The 22,843-nt window shown below is 70.8% G+C and carries 20 protein-coding genes; 15 read left to right on the plus strand and 5 right to left on the minus strand.

Going from position 1 to position 22,843, the window contains the following annotated elements:
• The first annotated feature begins 55 nt into the window (after nucleotides 1-55).
• The 4 genes from AMYBE_RS0102295 (at nucleotide 56) to AMYBE_RS0102310 (ending at nucleotide 2,220) form a co-directional block, all read left to right on the plus strand.
• Complete coding sequence (locus tag AMYBE_RS0102295) at nucleotides 56-526, plus strand: GbsR/MarR family transcriptional regulator (RefSeq protein ID WP_211226790.1); 471 nt, start codon at nucleotides 56-58, stop codon at nucleotides 524-526.
• 199 nt (nucleotides 527-725) lie between these two features.
• Nucleotides 726-1,499, plus strand: a complete 774-nt coding sequence (hisF, locus tag AMYBE_RS0102300; protein WP_020657715.1) for an imidazole glycerol phosphate synthase subunit HisF — start codon at nucleotides 726-728, stop codon at nucleotides 1,497-1,499.
• Complete coding sequence (hisI, locus tag AMYBE_RS0102305; protein ID WP_020657716.1) at nucleotides 1,496-1,861, plus strand: phosphoribosyl-AMP cyclohydrolase; 366 nt, start codon at nucleotides 1,496-1,498, stop codon at nucleotides 1,859-1,861. The genes hisF and hisI overlap by 4 nt, the downstream gene beginning before the upstream one ends.
• On the plus strand, nucleotides 1,858-2,220 hold the full coding sequence (locus AMYBE_RS0102310; RefSeq protein WP_020657717.1) for a DUF1304 domain-containing protein: 363 nt from the start codon (nucleotides 1,858-1,860) through the stop codon (nucleotides 2,218-2,220). The genes hisI and AMYBE_RS0102310 overlap by 4 nt, the downstream gene beginning before the upstream one ends.
• A gap of 130 nt (nucleotides 2,221-2,350) precedes the next feature.
• On the opposite strand, the gene AMYBE_RS0102315 is transcribed toward AMYBE_RS0102310, so the two are convergent.
• Nucleotides 2,351-2,956, minus strand: a complete 606-nt coding sequence (locus AMYBE_RS0102315; protein WP_020657718.1) for a TetR/AcrR family transcriptional regulator — start codon at nucleotides 2,954-2,956, stop codon at nucleotides 2,351-2,353.
• A gap of 95 nt (nucleotides 2,957-3,051) precedes the next feature.
• Between AMYBE_RS0102315 and AMYBE_RS0102320 the strand changes: the two genes are divergently transcribed.
• The 6 genes from AMYBE_RS0102320 (at nucleotide 3,052) to AMYBE_RS0102345 (ending at nucleotide 9,166) form a co-directional block, all read left to right on the plus strand.
• The gene (locus AMYBE_RS0102320; RefSeq protein ID WP_020657719.1) at nucleotides 3,052-4,608 is read left to right on the plus strand and encodes an anthranilate synthase component I; all 1,557 of its coding nucleotides are present in this window, start codon (nucleotides 3,052-3,054) and stop codon (nucleotides 4,606-4,608) included.
• A 295-nt stretch (nucleotides 4,609-4,903) separates the two neighbouring features.
• The gene (locus AMYBE_RS0102325; RefSeq protein WP_020657720.1) at nucleotides 4,904-5,422 is read left to right on the plus strand and encodes a Trp biosynthesis-associated membrane protein; all 519 of its coding nucleotides are present in this window, start codon (nucleotides 4,904-4,906) and stop codon (nucleotides 5,420-5,422) included.
• A 121-nt stretch (nucleotides 5,423-5,543) separates the two neighbouring features.
• Nucleotides 5,544-6,353, plus strand: coding sequence for an indole-3-glycerol phosphate synthase TrpC (gene trpC, locus AMYBE_RS0102330; protein ID WP_020657721.1), 810 nt, complete (start codon nucleotides 5,544-5,546; stop codon nucleotides 6,351-6,353).
• Complete coding sequence (gene trpB / locus AMYBE_RS0102335; protein WP_020657722.1) at nucleotides 6,350-7,567, plus strand: tryptophan synthase subunit beta; 1,218 nt, start codon at nucleotides 6,350-6,352, stop codon at nucleotides 7,565-7,567. The genes trpC and trpB overlap by 4 nt, the downstream gene beginning before the upstream one ends.
• Nucleotides 7,564-8,355 (plus strand): tryptophan synthase subunit alpha, encoded by a 792-nt coding sequence (trpA, locus tag AMYBE_RS0102340; RefSeq protein WP_020657723.1) that lies wholly within the window; start codon nucleotides 7,564-7,566, stop codon nucleotides 8,353-8,355. The genes trpB and trpA overlap by 4 nt, the downstream gene beginning before the upstream one ends.
• Before the next feature lie 151 nt (nucleotides 8,356-8,506).
• Nucleotides 8,507-9,166, plus strand: a complete 660-nt coding sequence (locus AMYBE_RS0102345; RefSeq protein ID WP_027927307.1) for a peptidoglycan recognition protein family protein — start codon at nucleotides 8,507-8,509, stop codon at nucleotides 9,164-9,166.
• A gap of 48 nt (nucleotides 9,167-9,214) precedes the next feature.
• Here the strand turns inward: AMYBE_RS0102345 and AMYBE_RS0102350 are convergent, their stop codons facing one another.
• Nucleotides 9,215-10,585: a type I glutamate--ammonia ligase gene (locus tag AMYBE_RS0102350; protein ID WP_020657725.1), complete on the minus strand. Its 1,371-nt coding sequence runs from the start codon at nucleotides 10,583-10,585 to the stop codon at nucleotides 9,215-9,217.
• A 227-nt stretch (nucleotides 10,586-10,812) separates the two neighbouring features.
• Between AMYBE_RS0102350 and AMYBE_RS0102355 the strand changes: the two genes are divergently transcribed.
• The 3 genes from AMYBE_RS0102355 (at nucleotide 10,813) to lgt (ending at nucleotide 14,200) form a co-directional block, all read left to right on the plus strand.
• The gene (locus AMYBE_RS0102355) at nucleotides 10,813-11,934 is read left to right on the plus strand and encodes an amidohydrolase family protein (RefSeq protein WP_020657726.1); all 1,122 of its coding nucleotides are present in this window, start codon (nucleotides 10,813-10,815) and stop codon (nucleotides 11,932-11,934) included.
• Nucleotides 11,931-13,127, plus strand: coding sequence for a M20 metallopeptidase family protein (locus AMYBE_RS0102360; RefSeq protein WP_020657727.1), 1,197 nt, complete (start codon nucleotides 11,931-11,933; stop codon nucleotides 13,125-13,127). Before AMYBE_RS0102355 ends, AMYBE_RS0102360 begins: the two co-directional genes overlap by 4 nt.
• A gap of 68 nt (nucleotides 13,128-13,195) precedes the next feature.
• Nucleotides 13,196-14,200, plus strand: a complete 1,005-nt coding sequence (gene lgt, locus AMYBE_RS0102365; protein ID WP_020657728.1) for a prolipoprotein diacylglyceryl transferase — start codon at nucleotides 13,196-13,198, stop codon at nucleotides 14,198-14,200.
• A gap of 127 nt (nucleotides 14,201-14,327) precedes the next feature.
• On the opposite strand, the gene AMYBE_RS0102370 is transcribed toward lgt, so the two are convergent.
• Both AMYBE_RS0102370 and AMYBE_RS43215 read right to left on the minus strand, forming a co-directional pair.
• Nucleotides 14,328-15,158 (minus strand): hypothetical protein, encoded by an 831-nt coding sequence (locus AMYBE_RS0102370; protein ID WP_020657729.1) that lies wholly within the window; start codon nucleotides 15,156-15,158, stop codon nucleotides 14,328-14,330.
• Nucleotides 15,159-15,179: 21 nt separating this feature from the next.
• Nucleotides 15,180-16,247, minus strand: a complete 1,068-nt coding sequence (locus AMYBE_RS43215; RefSeq protein WP_020657730.1) for a hypothetical protein — start codon at nucleotides 16,245-16,247, stop codon at nucleotides 15,180-15,182.
• Nucleotides 16,248-16,757: 510 nt separating this feature from the next.
• Here AMYBE_RS43215 and AMYBE_RS43220 point away from each other — a divergent pair.
• On the plus strand, nucleotides 16,758-17,618 hold the full coding sequence (locus AMYBE_RS43220) for a hypothetical protein (RefSeq protein WP_154676105.1): 861 nt from the start codon (nucleotides 16,758-16,760) through the stop codon (nucleotides 17,616-17,618).
• Here AMYBE_RS43220 and AMYBE_RS0102385 read toward each other — a convergent pair.
• Nucleotides 17,537-17,878 (minus strand): hypothetical protein, encoded by a 342-nt coding sequence (locus tag AMYBE_RS0102385; protein ID WP_020657731.1) that lies wholly within the window; start codon nucleotides 17,876-17,878, stop codon nucleotides 17,537-17,539. The genes AMYBE_RS43220 and AMYBE_RS0102385 overlap by 82 nt on opposite strands.
• Nucleotides 17,879-18,294: 416 nt before the next feature.
• On the opposite strand from AMYBE_RS0102385, the gene gltB reads away from it, so the two are divergent.
• On the plus strand, nucleotides 18,295-22,836 hold the full coding sequence (gene gltB / locus AMYBE_RS0102390; RefSeq protein WP_020657732.1) for a glutamate synthase large subunit: 4,542 nt from the start codon (nucleotides 18,295-18,297) through the stop codon (nucleotides 22,834-22,836).
• Nucleotides 22,837-22,843: the final 7 nt, after the last annotated feature.

Raw genomic sequence — 22,843 nt, forward strand, 5'->3', positions numbered from 1 at the left:
CGATTCTGATGCGTCTCGTTCGAATTTCAGTTTCGACTAGCCTATGCTGGCATCGGTGAACGACGAGCTGCGCGGCTGGGTTGACCGGGTCGCCGACTTCCTGACCAGCGAATACCACCTGCCGCCGATCGCCTGCCGGGTGCTCGGCTGGCTGATGGCGTGCGATCCGCCGGAGCAGTCCGCGGCGCGGATCGCGGAGGCGGTGGGCGCGAGCCGGGCGTCGCTGACCACCAACCTGCGGCTGCTGACCGATGCCGGGCTCGTCGTCAAACGGCCGGGGCGGGGCGAGCGCACCGTTTACTACCGGATGGACGACGACGCCTGGCAGCGCGTCCTCCGCCGCCGGATCGCGACCCTCGACTCTTTCCGCGACCTGACCCGCGCCGGCGTCGGCCTGGTGGAGCGCGCCGGCGGCGACGCGAGCCGGGTCCGCAGCGCGGGCGATGCCTTCGCCTCGATGGCTGAGGCTCTCGCCGATGCCGGACGCCTGCGCTCCAGCCGGGTTCCCCTGAGTCACCTTTCGTGAGGGGCCCTTGCCGGACTTCTCCTCCGTGAGGGACGCCTTGCCGGACTTAGATTCCGTGAGGGGCACCTTCACAGTCCTGGATTCCGTCGAGGGCACCTTCACGGACGCACCACGCCGGTCCGCGACAAGTGCCGGGCACGCGCATGGGCTGGGACTGGCGACCGCCGTCGTTCCGAGCCCGCCGACTAGGCTGACAGGCATGGCTGTGGCGGTACGGGTGATCCCTTGTCTCGACGTCGACGCGGGCCGGGTCGTGAAGGGTGTCAACTTCGCTGACCTGCGCGACGCGGGCGATCCGGTGGAGCTGGCGCGGCGGTACGACGCCGAAGGCGCCGACGAGCTCACCTTCTTGGACGTCACCGCGTCCTCCGGCGACCGCGAAACCACCTTCGATGTGGTCCGCCGCACCGCGGAGCAGGTGTTCATCCCGCTGACCGTCGGCGGCGGCGTCCGGTCCACTGACGACGTCAACCGGCTCCTGCGGACCGGGGCGGACAAGGTGAGCATCAACACCGCCGCGATCGCGCGGCCGGAGCTGCTGCGCGAGGCATCGCGGCGGTTCGGGGCGCAGTGCGTCGTGCTGTCCGTCGACGCTCGGCGGGTGCCTGAAGGCAGCGAGCCGACGGCGTCCGGCTTCGAAGTCACCACGCACGGCGGGCGGCGCGGCACCGGCATCGACGCGGTCGAGTGGGCCGCGCGCGGTGAGGAGCTGGGCGTGGGGGAGGTGCTGCTCAACTCGATGGACGCGGACGGCACCAAGAACGGCTTCGACCTCGAACTCATCGGCCTGGTCCGCGAGGCGGTCCGGGTCCCGGTGATCGCCAGCGGCGGTGCGGGCGCGACCGAGCACTTCCTGCCCGCGGTGGAAGCCGGCGCGGACGCGGTGCTCGCGGCCAGCGTGTTCCACTTCGGACAGTTGGCCATCGGCGACGTGAAGGACGCGCTGCGCACCGGCGGGGTGGTCGTCCGATGAGCCTCGCCCCGCAGCTCGCCGAGCGGCTGAAGCGCAACGGCGACGGCCTGATCGCGGCGGTCGTGGTCGATCACGCGACCTCCGACGTCCTCATGATGGCCTGGATGAACGACGAGGCGCTGGAACGCACCCTGACCACCCGGCGCGGCACCTACTGGTCGCGCAGCCGGCAGGAAATCTGGGTGAAGGGCGAGACTTCCGGGCACGTCCAGCACGTGCGCGAGGTCCGTATCGACTGCGACGGCGACACCGTGCTGCTTCGAGTCGATCAAACCGGTCCGGCCTGCCACACTGGCTCGCACACCTGTTTCGACACAGACGACCGGCTGCTCCTGGCCGACGAAAGCGAGTCCGCTCGATGACCGTGGTTGCGAACGTGCTGGTCGGGCTCGTCGCCCTGATCCATCTGTACATCGTGGTGCTGGAGATGGCTTTGTGGACGACGCCGCGGGCACGCGCGGCGTTCGGCACCACCGAGGAATTCGCCGTCGCGACCAAGACGCTCGCCGCGAATCAGGGGCTGTACAACGGTTTCCTCGCCGCGGCGCTGATCTGGGGCCTGATCGCCGCCGACCCGGCCGGGTTCCAGCTGAAGCTGTACGGCTTGGCCTGCGTGATCGTGGCCGGACTGTTCGGCGCGGCGACCGCGTCCAAGCGGATCCTCTTCGTGCAGGTGCTGCCGGGCGTGCTGGCGCTGGTCTTCGTGCTTCTCGCGCGCTGACCTGGTCGGGGCCCGGCCACCCGGTTCGTTCCGCGAAGGGCCCGTTGAGGAATCAGATTCCCGCAAGGGGGCCTTCACGGACAGTCGGCAACGGTGCCGCTGTCGCGCCAGTCAGCCGATGTCGCGCCAGTCAGCCGATGTCGCCGGTGAGGTAGCGCTGCAGCGTCGGCGCGACCGCCGTCACCAGCGTCTCCACCTCCGCGGCCATCATCGGCGGGAACTGCGCGACGTACCGGATCAGCCCCATCCCGACCAGTTGCGACGCGCACAACGCCATCCGCAGTTCCGGCCGGTCCACCCCGAGATCGTCCAGCAGCCGGGCGAAGAACTGCGAGAAGAACTCGCGCAGCACGCTGCTCGCCGCGTTGTGCCCGGCGATGCTGCGGACCAGTGCCTGGAACGTTTCGCCGCCGGCGCCGTCCCATCGGGTGAGAAACGTTCGCGCGATCCGGGTGCCGAGTTCCTCCTCCGGGCCGTCGCGCAGCACCGCGAGCAGTTCCTCCGGCTCGAACGGCAGCTTCAGCACCGCTTGCGCGAACAAGCCTTCCTTGCCGCCGAACCAGTGGTTGACCATGGCCGCGTCGACCCCGGCGCGCGCGGCGATCGAGCGGACCGTCGCGCGCTCGTAGCCGTTCTCCGCGAACACCGCGCGGGCGGCTTCGATCAGCACCGACCGGGTGTCCTGACCGGCGGGCCGTCGGCCGCGGCGGCGGGCGGTAGGGTCGTCCGAGCTCACTGGGGCATCGTGCCCGCTCCCGGCCAGAAATTCAACACCCAGTGAATACCGCACCCGGCGACCGCCCGGCACGGCGTAGCGGCACAATGAGGCGCATGGTCAGCTCAGCAGCCGCGTCCGGGCCCGGCCCGGTCAGCCCTTCCCGCGCCGAGTTCCGCGCACTGGCCGAGAGCCGCCGCGTGATCCCGGTGGTGCGCAAGGTCCTCGCCGACGGCGAAACCCCGCTCGGGATCTACCGCAAGCTCGCCGCCGACCGGCCCGGCACCTTCCTCTTCGAGTCGGCGGAAAACGGGAAGTCGTGGTCGCGCTGGTCGTTCGTCGGCGTGCGCAGCCCGGCCGCGCTCACCGTCCGCGACGGCAAAGCTGTCTGGACCGGCACCCCGCCGGCGAACCTGCCCGTCGAGGGCAACCCGCTGCAGGTGCTGCGCGCGACCGTCGAGGCGCTGCACACCGAGCCGCTGCCCGGCCTGCCGCCGCTCACCGGCGGGATGGTCGGCTACCTGGGCTACGACTCGGTGCGCTGGCTGGAAAAGCTGCCCGAGCTGGCCGAACGCGACCTCGACATCCCCGAGATCACCATGCTGCTGGCCACTGACCTCGCCGCGTTCGACCACCACGAAGGCACCGTCACGCTGATCGCGAACGCCGTCAACTGGGACGACTCGCCGGAACGGGTGGACGCCGCGTACGACGACGCGCTGGCGCGGCTGTCCGCGATGACCGAGCAGCTGCGCGTGCCCGCGCCGCCGACCGTCGCCACGTTCGACCGTCCGGCGCCGGAATTCCGGCGGCACCGCACCAAGGAAGACTTCCACTCGGCGGTCGACAAGGCGGTCGAGGCGATCAAGGCCGGCGAAGCGTTCCAGGTCGTGCCCTCGCAGCGATTCGAGATCGAGACCGGCGCGGACGCCCTCGACGTGTACCGCGTCCTGCGCACCTCCAACCCGAGCCCGTACATGTACCTCCTGCGGCTGGAGGGCTTCGACATCGTCGGTTCGAGCCCGGAATCGCTGGTGACGGTGCGCGACGGCCGCGCGACCACGCACCCGATCGCCGGCACCCGCTGGCGAGGCGCGGACCCGGAGGAGGACGCGCAGCTGGCCAAGGACCTGCTCGCGGACGAGAAGGAACGTGCCGAGCACCTGATGCTCGTCGACCTCGGCCGCAACGACCTCGGCAAGGTCTGCAAGCCGGGCTCGGTGCACGTGGTCGACTTCTTCCAGATCGAGCGCTACAGCCACGTGATGCACATCGTCTCCACGGTGACCGGCGAGCTTCGCGAGGACGCCACGGCGTTCGACGCGGTCGCCGCGTGCTTCCCGGCGGGCACGCTGTCCGGCGCGCCGAAGGTGCGGGCGATGCAGCTGATCGAGGAGCTGGAGCCGGTGCGCCGCGCGCTGTACGGCGGCGTGGTCGGGTACTTGGACTTCGCCGGCGACGCGGACACCGCGATCGCCATCCGCACCGCGCTGATGCGCGATGGGGTCGCCTACGTCCAGGCGGGCGGCGGCGTGGTGGCGGACTCGGTGCCGGACTACGAGGACACCGAGTCGCTGAACAAGGCCCGCACGGTGCTGTCCGCGATCGCCGCGGCGGGAACGATGGTCCCGGCTGGGCAACTCGACCCGGCAGAGGACTCGGCCGGTGTCTGAGCAGTCCGCCGGCTCGGACGAGGCAGGGCCGGGCCGTGGGGCGCAGGAGGACGAAGTGACGCGTGGGGCGGCTGGTTCCGGCGGTGAGCAACGGGAATCCGGGGATTCGGCTGCCGGGGGAGCGGCTGCGGCCGGGGTGGCCTCGGCTGACGCGGGCCGGGTACCGGGCGGTGGGGAATCGGCGGCCGGAGCTGTCCCCGCGGAACCAGCTGTCGCGGATTCGGCTGCCGCCGGCGAAAAACTCGCCCCTTCGGAGCGGCCCGCCGCCCGGTCCCGCGGTCCACTGTGGACAATCGTGCTCGCCCTCCTGCTCGGCGCTCTCGCCCTGTGGGGCGCCTCGAAAATGACCTGGTTCGCCGAGTTCCGCGACGAGGGCGTGCGCGGCACCGTCCGGTACACCGAGTCCGGCGAACAGCGGGCGAGCGCGCTGGTGCCGCTCGCGATCCTCGCCCTCGCCGGCGTCGCCGGGGCGATCGCCACCAGCGGCTGGCCGCGCCGGGTGCTCGGCGTCGTCCTGGTGCTGGCCGGCGCGGCGGGCGTCTGGGCAGGTCTCGACGGCATCCGCTTCGGCGGTTTCGCGCCCGGCGTTCCGGGCACGCAGATCGTCCTCGGGCACCTGATCGCGGCGCTCGGCGGAATTCTTCTGGCCCTCGGCGGGTTGGCAGCGATCAAGTGGGCGGGCACCGCGCGGAAGCTCGGCGCCCGCTACGCCGCGCCGGGAGCCAACGCCGCGCGCAAAGATCCGGACACCGAGCTGTGGGAGGCGCTGTCGGAGGGAAGCGATCCGACCGAGCCGCCCGGTCCTCGTCGCTGACGCAACCCGGGACCGGCCGGTCATCGAGCGGGGGTTAGCATCATTTCGGCGGGAAGGGGAAGGTTTTTGTGAGCGAGCTAGCGAGCGTTGCGCAGTGCACGGCAGCGGGTGAGGACGTCTGATGACCGTGCTCGAAGACATTGTCGCCGGCGTGCGCGAGGACCTCGCGCAGCGGGAATCCGCGCTGCCGTTCGACGAACTCAAGGCCCGGGCGGCGAAAGCGGCCCCGGCGCGCGACGTCATGGCGGCGCTGCGCGAGTCCGGCATCGGCGTGATCGCCGAAGTCAAGCGGCGCAGCCCCTCCAAGGGCGAGCTGGCCACCATCCCCGACCCGGCCGCGCTGGCCCGTGACTACGAGGACGCCGGCGCCCGCGTGATCAGCGTGCTCACCGAACAGCGCCGCTTCGGCGGCTCGCTGGCCGACCTCGACGCGGTGCGCGCCGCGGTGGATATTCCCGTGCTGCGCAAGGACTTCGTCGTCAGCCCGTACCAGGTCCACGAGGCCCGGCTGCACGGTGCGGACATGGTCCTGCTGATCGTCGCCGCGCTGGAGCAGAACGCGCTCGTCTCGCTGCTCGACCGGGTCGAATCGCTCGGCATGACCGCCCTCGTGGAGATCCACAACGCCGAAGAAGCCGACCGTGCGCTGGAAGCCGGTGCGAAGGTCATCGGCGTCAACGCCCGCAACCTGCACACCCTCGAAGTGGACCGCGACGTGTTCTCCCGCCTCGCGCCCGGCCTGCCGATGGACGTGTTCAAGGTCGCCGAGTCCGGTGTCCGCGGCCCGGGCGACCTGATGTCCTACGCCGGCCACGGCGCGGACGCGGTGCTGGTCGGCGAGGGCCTGGTGGCGTCCGGCGACCCGAAGGGCGCGGTCGTCAAGCTCGTCACCGCCGGTTCGCACCCCGCCTGCCCGAGGCCGTCGCGGTGACCGCCCGAGGCAAGCACGACCCGGACGAACGCGGCTACTACGGCCCCTACGGCGGCCGGTTCATGCCGGAAGCGCTGATCGGCGTGGTCGACGCGGTCGCGGCGGAGTACGAGAAGGCCCGCCACGACCCGGCGTTCACCGGCGAGCTCAGCCGTCTGCTCACCGAGTACGCGGGCCGTCCGTCACTGCTCACCGAAGCGAAACGGTTCGGCGAGCACGCGGGCGGCGCGCGGGTGTTCCTCAAGCGCGAGGACCTCAACCACACCGGCTCGCACAAGATCAACAATGTGCTGGGCCAGGCGCTGCTCACCGTCCGGATGGGCAAGAAGCGTGTCATCGCGGAGACCGGGGCGGGCCAGCACGGCGTCGCCACCGCGACCGCGTGCGCGCTGCTCGGCCTCGACTGCGTCGTGTACATGGGCGAGGTCGACACCGAGCGGCAGTCGCTGAACGTGGCGCGGATGAAGCTGCTCGGCGCCGAGGTCGTGCCGGTGAAGACCGGGTCGCGGACGCTGAAGGACGCGATCAACGAGGCGCTCCGCGACTGGGTCACCAACGCCGACACCACGCACTACCTGTTCGGCACCGCCGCCGGTCCGTACCCGTTCCCGATGATGGTGCGCAACTTCCACCACGTCATCGGCGAAGAAGCCCGGGCGCAGATCCTGGAGAAGGCGGGCCGGCTGCCGGACGTCGTCGCCGCGTGCGTCGGCGGCGGGTCCAACGCCATCGGCATCTTCTCCGGCTTCTACGACGACGAGTCGGTGCGGCTGGTCGGCCTCGAGCCGGGCGGCGAGGGCATCGAGGGCAACCGGCACGGCGCGACGCTCACCAAGGGCACCCCGGGCAACCTGCACGGCGCGATGAGCTACCTGCTGCAGGACGAGGACGGCCAGACGGTCGAGTCGCACTCGATCTCGGCCGGCCTGGACTATCCGGGCGTCGGTCCGGAGCACGCGTGGCTCAAGGACTCCGGCCGCGCGGAATACCGTCCGGTCACCGACGCGGCGGCGATGGACGCGTTCCAGCTGCTGTCGCGCACCGAAGGCATCATCCCCGCGATCGAGTCGGCGCACGCGCTGGCCGGAGCGCTGGAACTGGGCCGCGAGCTGGGTCCGGAGGGGCTGATCGTCGTCAACCTGTCCGGCCGGGGCGACAAGGACATGGACACCGCGGCGAAGTGGTTCGGACTCGTGGACGGGGAAGACAAGTGAGCGGCCTGGACGATCTGTTCGCGGCGACGCGGGCGGAGCGCCGCGCCGCACTGGTCGGCTACCTGCCCGCCGGCTTCCCGACCGTCGAGGGCTCGAAGGACCTGCTGGCCGCGACGATCGACGGCGGCGCGGACCTGGTCGAGGTCGGCGTGCCGTACTCGGACCCGGTGATGGACGGCCCGACCATCCAGGCCGCCGCCGAGGCCGCGCTGTCCAGCGGCTTCCGACTGAAGCAGCTGTTCGAGGTCGTCGAATCGGTGTCCTCGCGCGGCGGCAAGGCCGTGGTGATGACGTACTGGAACCCGGTGCACCGTTACGGCGTCGACGCGTTCGCGCGCGACCTCGCCGCCGCGGGAGGGCTGGGCCTGATCACGCCGGACCTGATCCCGGACGAGGCCGACGAGTGGATCGCGGCGTCGGAGAAGCACCGGCTCGACCGGATCTTCCTGGTCGCGCCGTCGTCGTCGGACGAACGCCTGGCGAAGACCACAGCGGCGTCCTCGGGCTTCGTGTACGCGACCGCGGTGATGGGCGTCACCGGTGCCCGCGACGCGGTGGGCGTGCACGCGGAAGACCTGGTGGAACGGACTCGCGCGCACACGGAGCTGCCGATCGGCGTGGGCCTCGGAGTCCGCTCGCGCGAGCAGGCCGCGCAGGTGGCCGGGTTCGCGGACGCGGTGATCGTGGGATCCGCGCTGGTCACCGCCGCGGCGGACGGTCCGGCTGGCGTGGCGAAGCTGGCTGGGGAACTGGCGGAAGGCGTTCGCGGGGCAGTAGCACCCGCCTGATCTTCAGGTCCGTGAAGGGCCCCTTGCGGGACTTGGATTCCCTCAAGGTCCCCTTCACAGACAGCGCACCGGCTCCCGCCGACCGACCGGGGCTCCCGCGTGACCGGCCGGTTGTACGCATCGTGTACGCGGTCCGCGCACGCTGCCGCGCATGGCTTTCGACATCGGACACCTGCCCCGGAGGACATTCCTGCGCGGAGCGGCCGGCTTGAGCGCTGCCGCGGCAGCGGGGCTCCTGCTGCCCGGCCTCTCGCAGGCCGCGACCGCGCCGCGCATCTACAGCTGTGCCGAATGGGGTGCGCGCCCGCCCGCGGATCCGCTCACCACGCTCGACCATCCAGCCAACCGGGTGCTCGTGCACCACATCGACTGTCCCAACAGCACCGATTACTCGCTCCAGCACGCGTTCCAGGTCGCGCGCGACGACCAAGCCGACCACATCGACAACAACGGCTGGTCTGACACCGGCCAGCACTTCACGGTCTCCCGCGGTGGCTACACGATGGAGGGTCGGCACGGCAGCCTCGACGCGCTGCGCAGCGGCAAGAAGATCGTCCGCGCGGCGCACTGTCCCGGCCAGAACGACAACGCGATCGGCATCGAGAACGAGGGCACTTACATGCAGGTCGCCCCGCCGAAAACGCAGTTCGACGCGCTGGTCGTGTTCGTCGCGTACGTCTGCGGCCAGTACGGCATCCCGGTCACGGAAATCAAGGGACACCGCGACTACTACAACACCGACTGCCCCGGCGACAAGCTGTACGCGATGCTTCCCGAGCTGCAGTCCCGGGTCGCCGCGCTGCTCGGCTGACCTCGTGCGAACGGGCCTTCTCCGCCAGCGGAAGGCCCGTTCGCACGGTCAATGCAACCAGCGCATCACTCGGCACAACTCCGCGTCCGGCAACGCCCCCAGTTCCGCCGCTTCGGCGCGCCGGACGTCCAGCAAGGTGGTCCCCAGCTCCTCCCCGAACGCTTTCGGCAAGACGTCGTCCGCCTCGAACGCGGCGATCGAATCCGGCAGCGACGTCGGCAACCGCACTACTCCCGCCGCGGCGGCCTCGTCCGGGGACAGCGAACCCGGATCGACGTCGATCGGGGGCGGCAGCCGCTCTTCCGCGTCGATGCCGGCAAGTCCGGCGAAGATCAGCCCGGCCAGCACCAGGTACGGGTTGGCAGTGAGGTCGAAGCACTTCACTTCCCAGTTCGCCGCCGTGCTGCGCTGCCCGGCCGCCCCGCGGATCAGCCGCAGCTGCGTTTCGCGGTTTTCGCAGCCCCACGCGGTGAAAACGCCGGCCCAGTGATGCGGCGTCAACCGCAGATAGCTGATCACTGACGGGGCGCCTACCGCGAGCAGCGCGGGCAACCGCCGGAGAATGCCCGCCCCGAACGCTTCCCCGGCTGGGGTGAGCTGGAAGGGGCCGTTCCCGGCGGAGCAGAGCGGCTGGTCGCCGTGCCACAGGCTCAGGTGCACGTGCCCGCCGTTGCCGACGCCACCGGGCTGGAACTTCGGCGTGAAAGACGCGCGCAACCCGCACGCTTCGGACACCCGTCGCACGGTTTCCTTTGTCAGTACGGCTAAATCCGCCGCACGCACCGGATCAGCCGCCGCCACCGACAGTTCGAACTGGCCCGCCGCGTACTCCGGGTGGATCTGCTCCACCTCCGCCCGCTGACTGTCCAAAGCAGACACCAGCTTGCGCAGATAGTCGTGGTGCCTGCTCAACCGCGCGTATCCGTAGGCGGGGCCAGGTACTGGCACTTCGTCCGGGTCAGTCACGACCCATTCCAGCTCGAACGCCGCCCGCACGCTCAGCCCGCGCTCGGCGAGCTGTCCGACCGCCGCCGCGGTGAGCGCGCGCGAGTCCTGTGGGTGGGCACGTCCGTCCTGGTCGTATCGCCATGCCGGCGCCCACGCCCAGCCCGGCTGGGCCGCCAGGACGGTGAGCGCGTCGAGGTCGGGGTGCAGCCGGAGGTCGCCGACCGGGCCGAGGGAGTGCGCGCCGCTGGCGATCGAGTCGGTGGCGAGGAAGAAGTCGAACGAGTTCGACGCCCCGACGCCCCACGCCGCGACCGACGCCAGCTTTCCGGCCGGGACCGCTTTGACCCGCGAAATGCCCGAGTTGTCGACGAAACTCAGCGCGACCAAGTCCACCCCCGCCCGCAGCAGCCGTTCGGCCGCCGCCGCGCCGAGGTCGGCGAGCCGCTCCCGGTCGAGCCGCGTGGAGAACATTTCGGGATGAGCCTGCACGAGCCTCTCCTCTCCTCCGCTGGAGTCCGTGAAGGGAACATTGAGGGACTCCGATTCCCTCAAGGAGCCCCTCACGGACTCCAGCATCGCGTACCGCGTGCCCTCGAGATAGCGGGCGGGCGTCCGTATCCACCGCACTTGGTCGTCGCGATGGAGGAGCCGGATTCCGTGTCTATTCTCGACCCGTCGGGACGAGCAGAAGGAGGGGCATGACCGCACTGCTGGATTTCGTCGCCGAGCTGCCGCTGGTCGACCACCACTGCCACGGCGTGCGGATCAGCGGCCTCGACCGGCTCGGCTTCGAGCAGCTGCTCACCGAAGCGGACACTGTCTCCCCGCTCGGCACCTCGCTGTTCGACTCGCTCATCGGCCTGGCCGTGCGCGAACGCTGCGCACCGCTTCTCGACCTGCCGAAACACGTACCGGCGGACGAATACCTCCAACGCCGCGCGGAACTCGGGGCAGCCGAGGTGAACCGGCGCTTTCTCCGCGGTACCGGCATCACCGACTACCTCCTCGACGGCGGCTTCCTCCCTGAATCCCTCACCGCGACCCCCGAGTTCGCCGAGCTGTCCGCCGCTCGCGCGCACGACATCGTCCGGCTGGAACAGGTCGCCGAGGACGTTTTCCGCGCCGGAACCACCGGCGCCGGATTCGCCGCCGACTTCGCGGCCGAGCTGGACCGGCGCACTGCCACCGCGGTCGGCGTGAAGTCCGTCGCGGCCTACCGGGTCGGTCTCGAACTGTCCGGCGACCGCCCCGGCCCCAGCGAAGTGACCGCGGCCGCCGGCCGCCAGCTGGCCCGGGGCGAGCCGTTCCGGCTGGCCGACGAGGTCCTGCACCGCCACCTGATCTGGGCCGGCCTGGACCGGCGGCTGCCGGTGCAGTTCCACGTCGGCTACGGCGATTCCGATGTCGATCTGCACCGCTGCGATCCGTTGCGGCTCACCGGTTTTCTGCGCGCGACTCGCGATCTCGGCGTCCCGGTCCTGCTCCTGCACAACTACCCGTTCCACCGCAACGCCGCCTACCTCGCGCAGGTTTTCGAGCACGTCTTCGCCGATGTCGGCCTGATCACGCACAACGCGGGCCTGCGTGCTCCCGCGATCCTGGCCGAAACTCTGGAGCTGGCCCCGTTCGGGAAGCTGCTGTTCTCCACCGACGCGTTCGGCCTCGCCGAGCTGTATCACCTGGGTGCGGCGCTGTTCCGGCAAGGACTGTCCGACTTCCTGCGTGCCGGGCTCGCCGCCGACGCGCTGTCCGAAGTGGACGCGGTCCGGCTGGCGGCCTTGGCCGGACACGAAAACGCGACGAGGATCTACCGGTTATGAACGATCTCGCACAGCAGTGGCGCGCGGCGCTGGCCGACGAACTCCCGGATGCGATCGAGCTGCGGCGGCGGATCCACGCCGATCCCCGCGGCTCCGGCGACGAGGACGACACCGCCCGGCTGGTGGCCGGCGCGATCGGCGCCGGCGAGGGGGAACGGGTCGCGCGAACCGGACGGCTGATCGAGTTCCCGTCCGAGCACCCCGGTCCGGCCGTCGCGCTCCGCGCGGAACTCGACGCGCTGCCGATCGTCGAGCGGACTGGCGTGCCGTGGGCGTCGGCCAACGGGCTGATGCACGCCTGCGGCCACGACGTCCACCTCGCCGCGCTGACCGCGGTCTGCCGGGCCGCGCGCCGGGTCGGCCTCCCTCGGCCGCTGGTCGCGATCCTGCAGCCGCGCGAGGAAACGTCGCCGTCCGGAGCGCTGGACCTGGTCGAATCGGGCATTTTGGAAGACCTGGCAGTGGACACGGTGATCGGCGCGCACGTCCAGCCGCGGCTGCCGTACGGCGTGGTCTCGGCCGCGCCCGGCCCGGTGAACGCCTCGACCGACGAATTCGAGGTCGTGCTGCACGGGCAGGGCGGGCACGCCGGGTATCCGCAGCTGCTGCGCGACCCGGTGCTGGCGATCAGCCAGCTGGTGGTGAGCCTGCAGCAGATCGCGAGCCGCCGGATCGACCCGGTGCACGGAGCGGTCTGCACGATCGGACGGCTCCGCGCGGGCAGCGCCGCGAACGTGGTGCCGAACAGCGCGTCGGCGTTCGGTTCGCTGCGGCTGATGCGCGCCAGTGACCGGGACAGCGCGCTCGCCGTGCTCGACGAGATCGTGCACGCCACCGCCCGCGCCTATGGCTGCACCGCCGACCTGCGGATCAGTCCGTGCGAACCGGTGCTGGTGAACGATCCGGCGCTGGCCGCGGCCGCGCAGACCTGGCTGGTGCGCGGCGACGCGGACGTCGACGTCGATTTCCGGTCGTTCGGCGCGGACGATTTCGCGCACTACTGCGGCAGCGGCAGGCGAGGCCTGATGCTGTTCGTCGGCCTCGGCGAAACGGCCGGCGCCTCCAGCCTGCACGACGAGATCTTCCTGCCCGAGGACGACGCGGTCGGCCAGGTCGCGCATGCGCTGCTCGCCGGATACCTGGCCGCGGTGTCCGACGCGGAGTACCCGGAGACCGCCGTGACCGGGCTGTGACCAGGTCTTGACTAAGGGTTCGACGGCACCGCGGCCACGGCGGACCCGCGACGCGCTACGGTGGCCGCGTGTACTCCGCAGCATTCCTGGCCACGATCCCGAGCCCCGACCAAGGCGTCTGGCACTTGGGCCCGATCCCGATCCGGGCATACGCGCTCTGCATCATCGCCGGCATCATCGTCGCGATCTGGTGGAGCGAGCGGCGCTGGGAGGCGCGGGGCGGCACCAAGGGAGCCATCCTCGACGTCGCGGTGTTCGCGGTGCCGTTCGGCCTGGTCGGCGGCCGGCTCTACCACGTGATCACCGACCCCGAGCTGTACTTCACCGAGGGCAAGAACCCGTGGAACGCGTTCGCCATCTGGGATGGCGGGCTCGGCATCTGGGGCGCGGTCGCGCTCGGCGCGGTCGGCGCGCTGATCGCCTGCCGCCGCAAGGGGATCCCGCTGCCCGCGGTGGCCGACGCGATGGCCCCCGGCATCATCACCGCACAGGCGATCGGCCGGGTCGGCAACTACTTCAACCAGGAGCTCTACGGCGGGCACGCCGACCTGCCCTGGGGCCTGGAGATCTACCAGCGCTTCGACCCGGCCACCGGCGCGCCGGACGCACTCGGCGGCGTCGCCACCGGGCACATCCCGCTGCCGGACAGCCCGGTGCACCCGACGTTCCTGTACGAGCTGATCTGGAACCTGCTGATCGCGCTGCTGGTCGTCTGGGCGGACCGCAAGTTCAAGCTCGGCCACGGCCGTGCGTTCGCGCTCTACGTCGCCGGTTACACGGTCGGCCGCTGCGGCACCGAACTGCTGCGCAGCGACCACGCGAACCACATCCTCGGCCTGCGGGTGAACGTCTGGGTGTCGATCCTGGTGTTCCTCGGCGCGATGGCGTACCTGATCCTCGCTGCCCGGCGCGGGCCGCGGGAAGCGCCGGAGACATTGCGCGGCAAGGACGCGGTGGTCGTGGAGTCCACCTCGGACGTTGCGGGACCGGCGGCCGGGGAGAAGCAGGCCGACGCGGAGGAGACGGTCGACGCCGGGGTGCCGGGGGAGAACGGCAAGTCCGAGAAGTCCTGACCTGAGCTGAACGAACGGCTCCTGCCCGGGTGGGCAGGAGCCGTTCGTCGTCGCCGGGACTGTTCGGCCGCCGAACGACGAGAGGTCCCCGCCGCACCGGGCAGGGACCTCTCGTCGTGTTTCGAAGCTACCGGAGGAACGACCCGCCGAAGTAGTCGTCGTCCTCACCGGGCTCGTCGCGCCGGGCACGACGGCCGGACGACGGCGGAGCGGACCGGGGAGCCGACGGGGGCTCCGGTCGCGACTGGCCGCGATCGGTCAGCGGATTCGCGAAGTCGTCCTCCACCTCCTCCGCGCGGTGGCGCGACGCCCGCGGCGCGGCCGGCGGCACCTCCGGTTTGGCAGGCGGCTCCTCCTCTTTCTCCTCCTTCGGCGGCTCCGGACGCGGGTCGCGCACCGCGAGCGGGTCGTCGTTCGAGTACTCGGCGGGCTCCGGCTCGGCCGGGGCCGGGTACGCCGGGCTGCTGCTGCTCGCCAGCGGGTCCGCCGACGAGTAGCCGGCGGGCTCGTCCTGTGCGGGGGCCTGGTACGACGATCGCCCGTTGTCGGCCAACATGCTGCCGCTGCCGCCGGTGCGGGCCTCGAGAATCTCGTCCGGGGACTGGCCCTCTTCGAGTTCCTCCATGATCTCTTTGGCCTCGCCGAGCTTCTCGTCGGCGAGGGCACGGACGTCCGGATCGGCGAAGGCTTTTCCGGAGGCGACGTCCTCCCAGGTCAGCTTGCCTTCGTCGACCTTCTTCTTGATCAGCCGCAGCTGAGCGGGCGCGTCCGGCTTCGCCGCGGCCTTCTTGATGGAGTCGATCCGTGCCTGGATGTCGACCTTGGGCAGCGGCGGGATCTTGATCTTCTCCAGATCCTTCAGCAGCTGCTGGGACTTGCGGACGGTCCGGTCGAGAGCGGCCTCGGCCTCCCGCAGTTCCGGCGTCTTCCACGAGTCGTCGTCGATCGGAGTGGACATCTCGGTGCTTTCTCCTCAGGCCTACAGGTGGCCGTGAATAGTGCCGGTGCGGTGATGCCGCGGGAACGGCCGCGTCGGGTCGTGCGGCTCGGTCGGCGGCTGGCTCGGCGGCGGGGTCCGAGGCGGCGTCGGCGGAGTACGCGGCGGAGGCGGCGTCTGCTGCTCCGGCGGGCGCGGCGGCCGGTTCGGCGGCGTCGACGGCGGCTGCGACGGCCGGGGCGGCGTCGTCGGCGGCGTCTGCTGCTGCGGCGGCTGCTGCGGGTGCTGACCATTCTGGTCGGTCCGGTGGTGCTCCTGCTGGTTCCCGCCGTTGTCCTGGCCGTGGTGCGACCGGTTGTCCTCGGCGCTGGACGAGCTGGTGCTCTCGTCACCCTCGTGCGAGTGCCGGCCTTGGTTGTGCGCGTCCTTCGCGCCCTCGACGCCGTCCTTGGCCGCGCCGACCGCGTCCTTCGCGTCCTGGCCGATGCCCTTGGCGTTGTCCTTGATGTCGCCGACGTCGCCGCCGACGTTCTTGGCGATGTCCACCAGGTCGCCGATGCTGCCGACGTCCTTGATCTTCTGCAGCTGCGACCCGATGTCCTTGATCGAGTTCCAGATCGCCTGGACCTTGCTGATCACGTCCTGGACCAGCTCGACGATCGAGATCAGCGCGTCGATCAGCGGGATGATCGTGCTGACCGCGGTGATCGCGTCGGCGACCCATCCCGCGATCGGGACGCACGCCTCGGCAGCCATCACCAGCAGCCGGTCGATCAGCTTCTTCAGCAGTTCGAGCGCCTTGTGGGCGAGCTTCTTCGACGTGTCGGACAGCACCTCGAAGCCCTTGGCGATGAGCTTGGCGATGCCCGCCTCGGCGGCGAGCCCAGCGCGCCAGCCTGCCTGGACGTACGCCTTGTGCTCGAGCGAGGCAAGGCCGTCCCAGGACGAGCTGATCGCCTTCTCGTTGGCGACCATCACCTCGGAGAACGCCTTCATCGCGTCGGCGATGTAGCCCCATGCCACGGCGTCGGCGGACATCTTCGAGAAGTTGCCCGTCAGCGGCTCGATGAACTGCTGGGTCAGCGTGGTCCCGGTGATCTTCTGATACACCCACTCGACCGCGTAGACCTCGGCGCCGACGTCCTTGGCCAGGTCGATGGCGTCCGCGCCGGAGGTGTCCTCCGGCTGCTGGAGGGCCTCGACGATCGATTCGCCGGTGTCGAAGTCGCCGGTGTCGGCGCCGCCGGAGTTGGAGTCGCCGCCGGTGGAGCCGGAGTCGCCGCCGGTGCCGGACGGGATGGTCGTGCCGGGATCGCCGGGGGCTTGGCCTCCGTCGCCGCCTTCTCCGCCGTTCCCGGAGTCGCCTCCGTCGCCCCCGCCGCCGTCGGGACCGTTGCCGCCTCCGCCGCCGCCGTCGGGGCCGTTGCCGCCTCCTCCGCCGCCGTCAGAGCCGTTGCCGCCGCCGCTGTCGGAGCCGTCGCCGCCGTGGTCTCCGCCCTTGTCTCCGCCCTTGTCGCCGCCGCAATTGCCGTTGCAGTTGTCGTCGTCACAGCAGCGGCCGTTGCCTTTGCCCTCTCCGCCATCGGGCGGATTGCCGTTGCCGCCTCGGTGCTCGCCGCCGTGGTCGCTGCCGCCTTCTCCGCCGTGCTCGCCGCCGTGGTCGCTGCCGCCTTCGCCGCCGCCGTGCTCGCCGCCGCCTTCGCCGCCGCCTCGGCGGTCGTGTCCGCCGTCGCCGCCGCCGTGGTCGCCGCCGTGCTCGCCGCCGTGGTCGGTGCCGCCTTCGCCGCCGCCGTGCTCGCCGCCGCCTTCGCCGCCGCCTCGGCGGTCGTGTCCGCCGTCGCCGCCGCCTTGCGGGTCATGTCCGCCGTCGTTCGGAGGCTGGGGTCCTGGGTGCGGACCAGGACCAGGGTGCGGGCCGGGGCCGGGCTGGGGTCCGGGCTGCGGGCCGGGGCCGGGGTGTGGGCCGGGCTGGGGTCCGGGGTGTGGTCCGGGGTGTGGGCCGGGCTGGGGTCCGGGGTGTGGGCCGGGCTGGGGTCCGGGGTGTGGGCCGGGCTGGGGTCCGGGGTGTGGGCCGGGCTGGGGTCCGGGGTGTGGGCCGGGCTGGGGTCCGGGGTGCGGTCCGGGCTGGGGTCCGGGGTGCGGGCCAGGCTGGGGGCCCGGGTGCGGTCCGGGCTGCGGTCCGGGGTGCGGGCCAGGCTGGGGGCCCGGGTGCGGGCCGGGCTGAGGTCCGGGGTGCGGGCCAGGCTGAGGACCGGGATGCGGACCCGGGTGCGGTCCAGGGTTGTGCGGTGGGTTGTGCGGCCCCCCGTTGTGCGGTGGGTTGTTATGCGGGCCCCCGTGGTTCCCGCCGCCGCCTCGCCGTGCCATGTCTTATTCCCCCTTGCCAGAAACGTGGTGGCTCATCGACCCGACGATCCGGAGTCGATGCCTTCGAACTCGGCGATGAACTTCTCCAGCAACTTCGCGGAGTTCGCGTCGTGATTCGTGTACGCCTCCGCCGCCTGCTTGACGCCCTCGGTGAGCGACGTCAGCCGCGAGTGGCCGAACTTGAGCGTTTCGCCGTACAGGTTCGAGACGAGGTCCACCACCGGCTGCAGCACGATGAACAGTCCGGTGAATCCGGTCTTGTCGCACGCGGTCGACTTCATGTAGTCGTCGATCTTGCTGATCTTCTCGTGCAAGCCCTCGAGCGTCGCGGCGTACTGATGCAACTGCTCCGTGCTGACTTTTATGCTGGACATGGCGGTGCGCCCTCCCCGTCGTCATGTGGTTGCCGAACACTATGGCAACTGACGATCACCGACGGTGGGTGGTTCCCGGAAATTTCCGCCTCGACCTGCGGATATCGGACTAATAAGCCCTAATCGGGCAAACGTTCGCCGCGGCCTGCCGGCCGACTGCGTCACGTGACGGTGCGCGGGGCCGCTTCCGGGCTTATGCTTCGAAGACCGAAGCATCTCGGAACCCATCCGGAACTATGTCGTTCCGCGCTGCCGGATCGTTACCGTTCCTCCCTGTTCAGGGAGCTCCAAGGCGCTGCTGGGGTGTTTCCCAGGTGTTAAAGTCGCGCTAACAAGCGGGCCATCGTCGTCCCGTGCGCTCCCCTCGGCCGGTTCGCCGGCCACCGCACGAAAACGACGAAGGAGGTCCCTTCTTCATGATCTTCTCCGCCATCCCCGGCAAGCAGGGTCTGTACGACCCGGACACCGAGCAGGATTCCTGTGGTGTGGCCATGGTGGCCGACGTCCTCGGGCGTCGCACGCACGGCATCGTCGCCGATGGTCTCGCCGCGCTGACGAACCTCGACCACCGCGGTGCCGCAGGGGCCGAGCCGACCAGCGGCGACGGCGCCGGGATCCTCCTGCAACTGCCCGACGAACTGCTGCGCGCCGAGGCCGGCTTCCCGCTGCCGGAGGACGGCCGGTACGCCGCCGGTCTCGCGTTCCTGCCTGCCGACGCCGAGCAGCGCCGCAAGGCGGTCGGGCTCGCCGAGCAGATCGCCGCCGAAGAAGGCTTGACGGTGCTCGGCTGGCGCGAGGTCCCGGTGGACACCGACGGCGCGGAAATCGGTCCCACCGCCCGTTCGGTGATGCCGCACTTCGCGATGCTGTTCGTGTCCTCGCCCGGCGGAGAGACCGGCCTGGAGCTGGACCGGCTGGCGTACTGCCTGCGCAAGCGCGTCGAGCACGAGAGCCTCGCTTCCGGCTGCGGCAGCTACTTCCCGTCGCTTTCCGCGCGCACGATCGTCTACAAGGGCATGCTCACCCCGGAGCAGCTGCCGCGGTTCTTCCCGGACCTGCGCGACTCCCGGCTCGTCAGCGCGATCGCGCTCGTGCACTCCCGGTTCTCCACCAACACCTTCCCCTCGTGGCCGCTCGCGCATCCGTTCCGGTTCGTCGCGCACAACGGCGAGATCAACACGATCCGCGGCAACCGCAACCGGATGCGTGCCCGCGAGGCGCTGCTCGAATCCGACCTGATCCCCGGCGACCTGACCCGGCTGTTCCCGATCTGCTCGGCCGACGCGTCCGACTCGGCGTCCTTCGACGAGGTGCTGGAGCTGCTGCACCTGGCCGGCCGCTCGCTGCCGCACGCGGTGCTGATGATGATCCCGGAGGCGTGGGAGAACCACGCCACGATGGATCCGGAGCGGCGTGCGTTCTACCAGTTCCACGCGAGCCTGATGGAGCCGTGGGACGGCCCGGCGTGCGTCACCTTCACCGACGGCACGCTGGTCGGCGCGGTGCTGGACCGCAACGGTCTGCGCCCGGCGCGCTGGTGGCAGACCGCCGACGGCCGTGTCGTGCTGGCCAGCGAGGCCGGCGTGCTCGACGTTCCCGCGGGCGAGATCGTCGCGAAGGGACGGCTGAAGCCGGGCCGGATGTTCCTGGTGGACACCGCCGCCGGCCGGATCGTGGACGACGAGGAAGTCAAGTCCGCGCTGGCGCGCCAGCAGCAGTACGGCGACTGGCTGCACGCCGGCCTGCTCAAGATCGCCGAGCTGCCCGACCGCGACCACGTGGTGCAGAGCCACGATTCGGTGCTGCGCCGCCAGCTCGCTTTCGGCTACACCGAAGAGGAACTGAAGATCCTGCTCGCGCCGATGGCCGCGAACGGGGCGGAGCCGATCGGCTCGATGGGCTCGGACACCCCGGTCGCCGTGCTGTCGAAGCGGTCCCGGCTGCTCTACGACTACTTCATGCAGAACTTCGCGCAGGTCACCAACCCGCCGCTGGACGCGATCCGCGAAGAGCTGGTCACCTCGATGAGCCGGATCATGGGGCCGGAGCGCAACCTGCTCTCGTCCGGTCCGGCGTCCTGCCGGCACCTGAACCTGCCGTACCCGGTGATCGACAACGACGAGCTCGCCAAGCTCATCCACATCAACGACGACGGCGACCTTCCCGGCTTCGCCTGCAGTGTCCTTTCCGGACTGTACGAAGTGGACGGCGGAGCGGAGGCGCTGGCGACGGCGATCGAGCGGGTGCGCCGAGACGCGTCCGAGGCGATCGCGGCCGGAGCGCGCACGCTGGTGCTGTCCGACCGCGATTCCGACCACCGGATGGCGCCGATCCCGTCGCTGCTGTTGGTTTCCGCGGTGCACCACCACTTGGTGCGTACGAAGGAGCGGCTGCGGGTCGCATTGGTCGTGGAGACCGGCGACGCCCGCGAGGTGCACCACATCGCGCTGCTGCTCGGCTACGGCGCGGCGGCGGTGAACCCGTACCTGGCTTTCGAAACGATCGAAGACATGATCAGCCAGGGCGCGATCACCGGCATCGAGCCGGGGAAAGCGGTCCGCAGCTACGTGCAGGCGCTCGTTAAGGGCGTCCTGAAGATCATGTCCAAGATGGGCATCTCCACGGTGGGCGCCTACACCGCGGCGCAGGTCTTCGAATCCCTTGGGCTGAGCCAGGATCTGCTGGACGAGTACTTCACGGGCACCTCGTCGAAGCTGGGCGGCGTCGGGCTGGAAGTGCTCGCCGAAGAAGTCGCGGTGCGGCACCGCCGTGCCTACCCGGACAACCCGACCGACCGGGTCCACCGCGGGCTCGAGACCGGCGGCGAGTACGCGTACCGCCGCGAAGGCGAGCTGCACCTGTTCACGCCGGAGACGGTGTTCCTGCTGCAGCACGCGTCGAAGACCGGCCGCGACGAGGTGTACCGGCAGTACCGCGACGAGGTGCACCGGCTTTACCGCGAGGGCGGCACGCTGCGCGGGCTGTTCAAGTTGCGCGACGGCGTGCGCGAGCCGATCCCGCTGGACGAGGTCGAGCCCGCGTCGGCGATCCTGCGCCGATTCAACACCGGGGCGATGTCGTACGGCTCGATTTCGGCCGAGGCGCACGAAACCCTGGCCATCGCGATGAACCGGATCGGCGGCCGGTCGAACACCGGCGAAGGCGGCGAGGACCCGGAGCGGCTGTACGACCCGCAGCGGCGCAGCGCGATCAAGCAGGTCGCCAGCGGCCGGTTCGGCGTCACCAGCGAGTACCTGGTGAACGCGGATGACCTCCAGATCAAGATGGCGCAGGGTGCGAAGCCGGGCGAAGGCGGTCAGCTGCCGCCGAACAAGGTGTACCCGTGGATCGCGCGCACCCGGCACTCGACGCCGGGCGTCGGGCTGATCTCGCCGCCGCCGCACCACGACATCTATTCCATCGAGGACCTGGCGCAGCTGATCCACGACCTCAAGAACGCCAACGAGCGGGCCCGCATCCACGTGAAGCTGGTGTCCTCGCTCGGCGTTGGCACGGTCGCCGCGGGCGTGTCGAAGGCGCACGCGGACGTGGTGCTGATTTCCGGGTACGACGGCGGCACCGGCGCTTCGCCGATGAACTCGCTCAAGCACGCCGGCACGCCGTGGGAGATCGGGCTGGCCGAGACGCAGCAGACGTTGCTGCTGAACGGTTTGCGCGACCGGATCACGGTCCAGGTGGACGGTGGGATGAAGACCGGCCGCGACGTGGTGGTCGCGGCGCTGCTCGGTGCCGAGGAGTACGGGTTCGCCACCGCGCCGCTGGTCGTCGCGGGCTGCGTCATGATGCGCGTGTGCCACCTGGACACCTGCCCGGTCGGCGTCGCGACGCAGAACCCGCTGCTGCGCAAGCGCTACACCGGGCAGGTCGACCACATCGTGCGGTACTTCGAGTTCGTCGCCGAAGAGGTGCGCGAAACCTTGGCACAGCTGGGTTTCCGCACCATCGACGAAGCGGTCGGGCACGCCGAGATGCTGGACACCGACGAGGCCGTCCAGCACTGGAAGGCGTCCGGGCTCGACCTCCGGCCGGTTTTCGACATGCCGGAGGAGACCCCGTACGGCGGCGCGAAGCGGCGGGTCCGCGAGCAGGACCACGGCCTGGAGCACGCGCTGGACCGCACGCTCGTCCAGCTTTCCGAAGCGGCGCTGGAAGACGCGCACCCGGTGCGCCTGGAACTGCCGGTGCGCAACGTGAACCGCACCGTCGGCACACTGCTGGGCTCGGAGATCACCCGCCGCTACGGCGGCGAGGGCCTGCCGGACGGCACCATCCACGTGACGCTCACCGGTTCGGCCGGGCAGTCGCTCGGCGCGTTTCTCCCGCGCGGCATCACGCTGGACATGGTCGGCGACGCGAACGACTACGTCGGCAAGGGCCTGTCCGGCGGCCGGATCGTGGTCCGCCCGGACCCGGCCGCGAAGTTCGTGGCCGAAAAGCAGACCATCGCGGGCAACACGCTGGCCTACGGCGCGACGTCCGGCGAGATGTTCCTGCGCGGCCAGGTCGGCGAGCGGTTCTGCGTCCGCAACTCCGGCGCGACGGTGGTGGCCGAGGGCGTGGGGGACCACGCGTTCGAGTACATGACCGGCGGCCGCGCGGTGGTGCTGGGCCGGACCGGCCGGAACCTGGCGGCAGGCATGTCCGGCGGCCGCGCGTACGTGCTCGACCTGGACCGGGCGAAGGTCAACCTGGACATGGTCGACCTGCTCCCGCCGGATCCGGAGGATCTGGCCTGGCTCAAGCAGATCGTGCAGCAGCACTACGACCTCACCCGCTCGTCGGTGGCCGCGTCGCTCCTTGGCGACTGGACGCGGCGCTCGGCGGCGTTCACCAAGGTGATGCCGCGCGACTACCAGCGGGTCCTCGATGCGGCCAAGGCAGCGCGCGCTGCCGGCCGCGATGTCGACGAAGCGATCATGGAGGCCGCTCGTGGCTGACAATTGG

This window comes from Amycolatopsis benzoatilytica AK 16/65, from assembly GCF_000383915.1.
Taxonomy (GTDB): Bacteria; Actinomycetota; Actinomycetes; order Mycobacteriales; family Pseudonocardiaceae; genus Amycolatopsis; species Amycolatopsis benzoatilytica.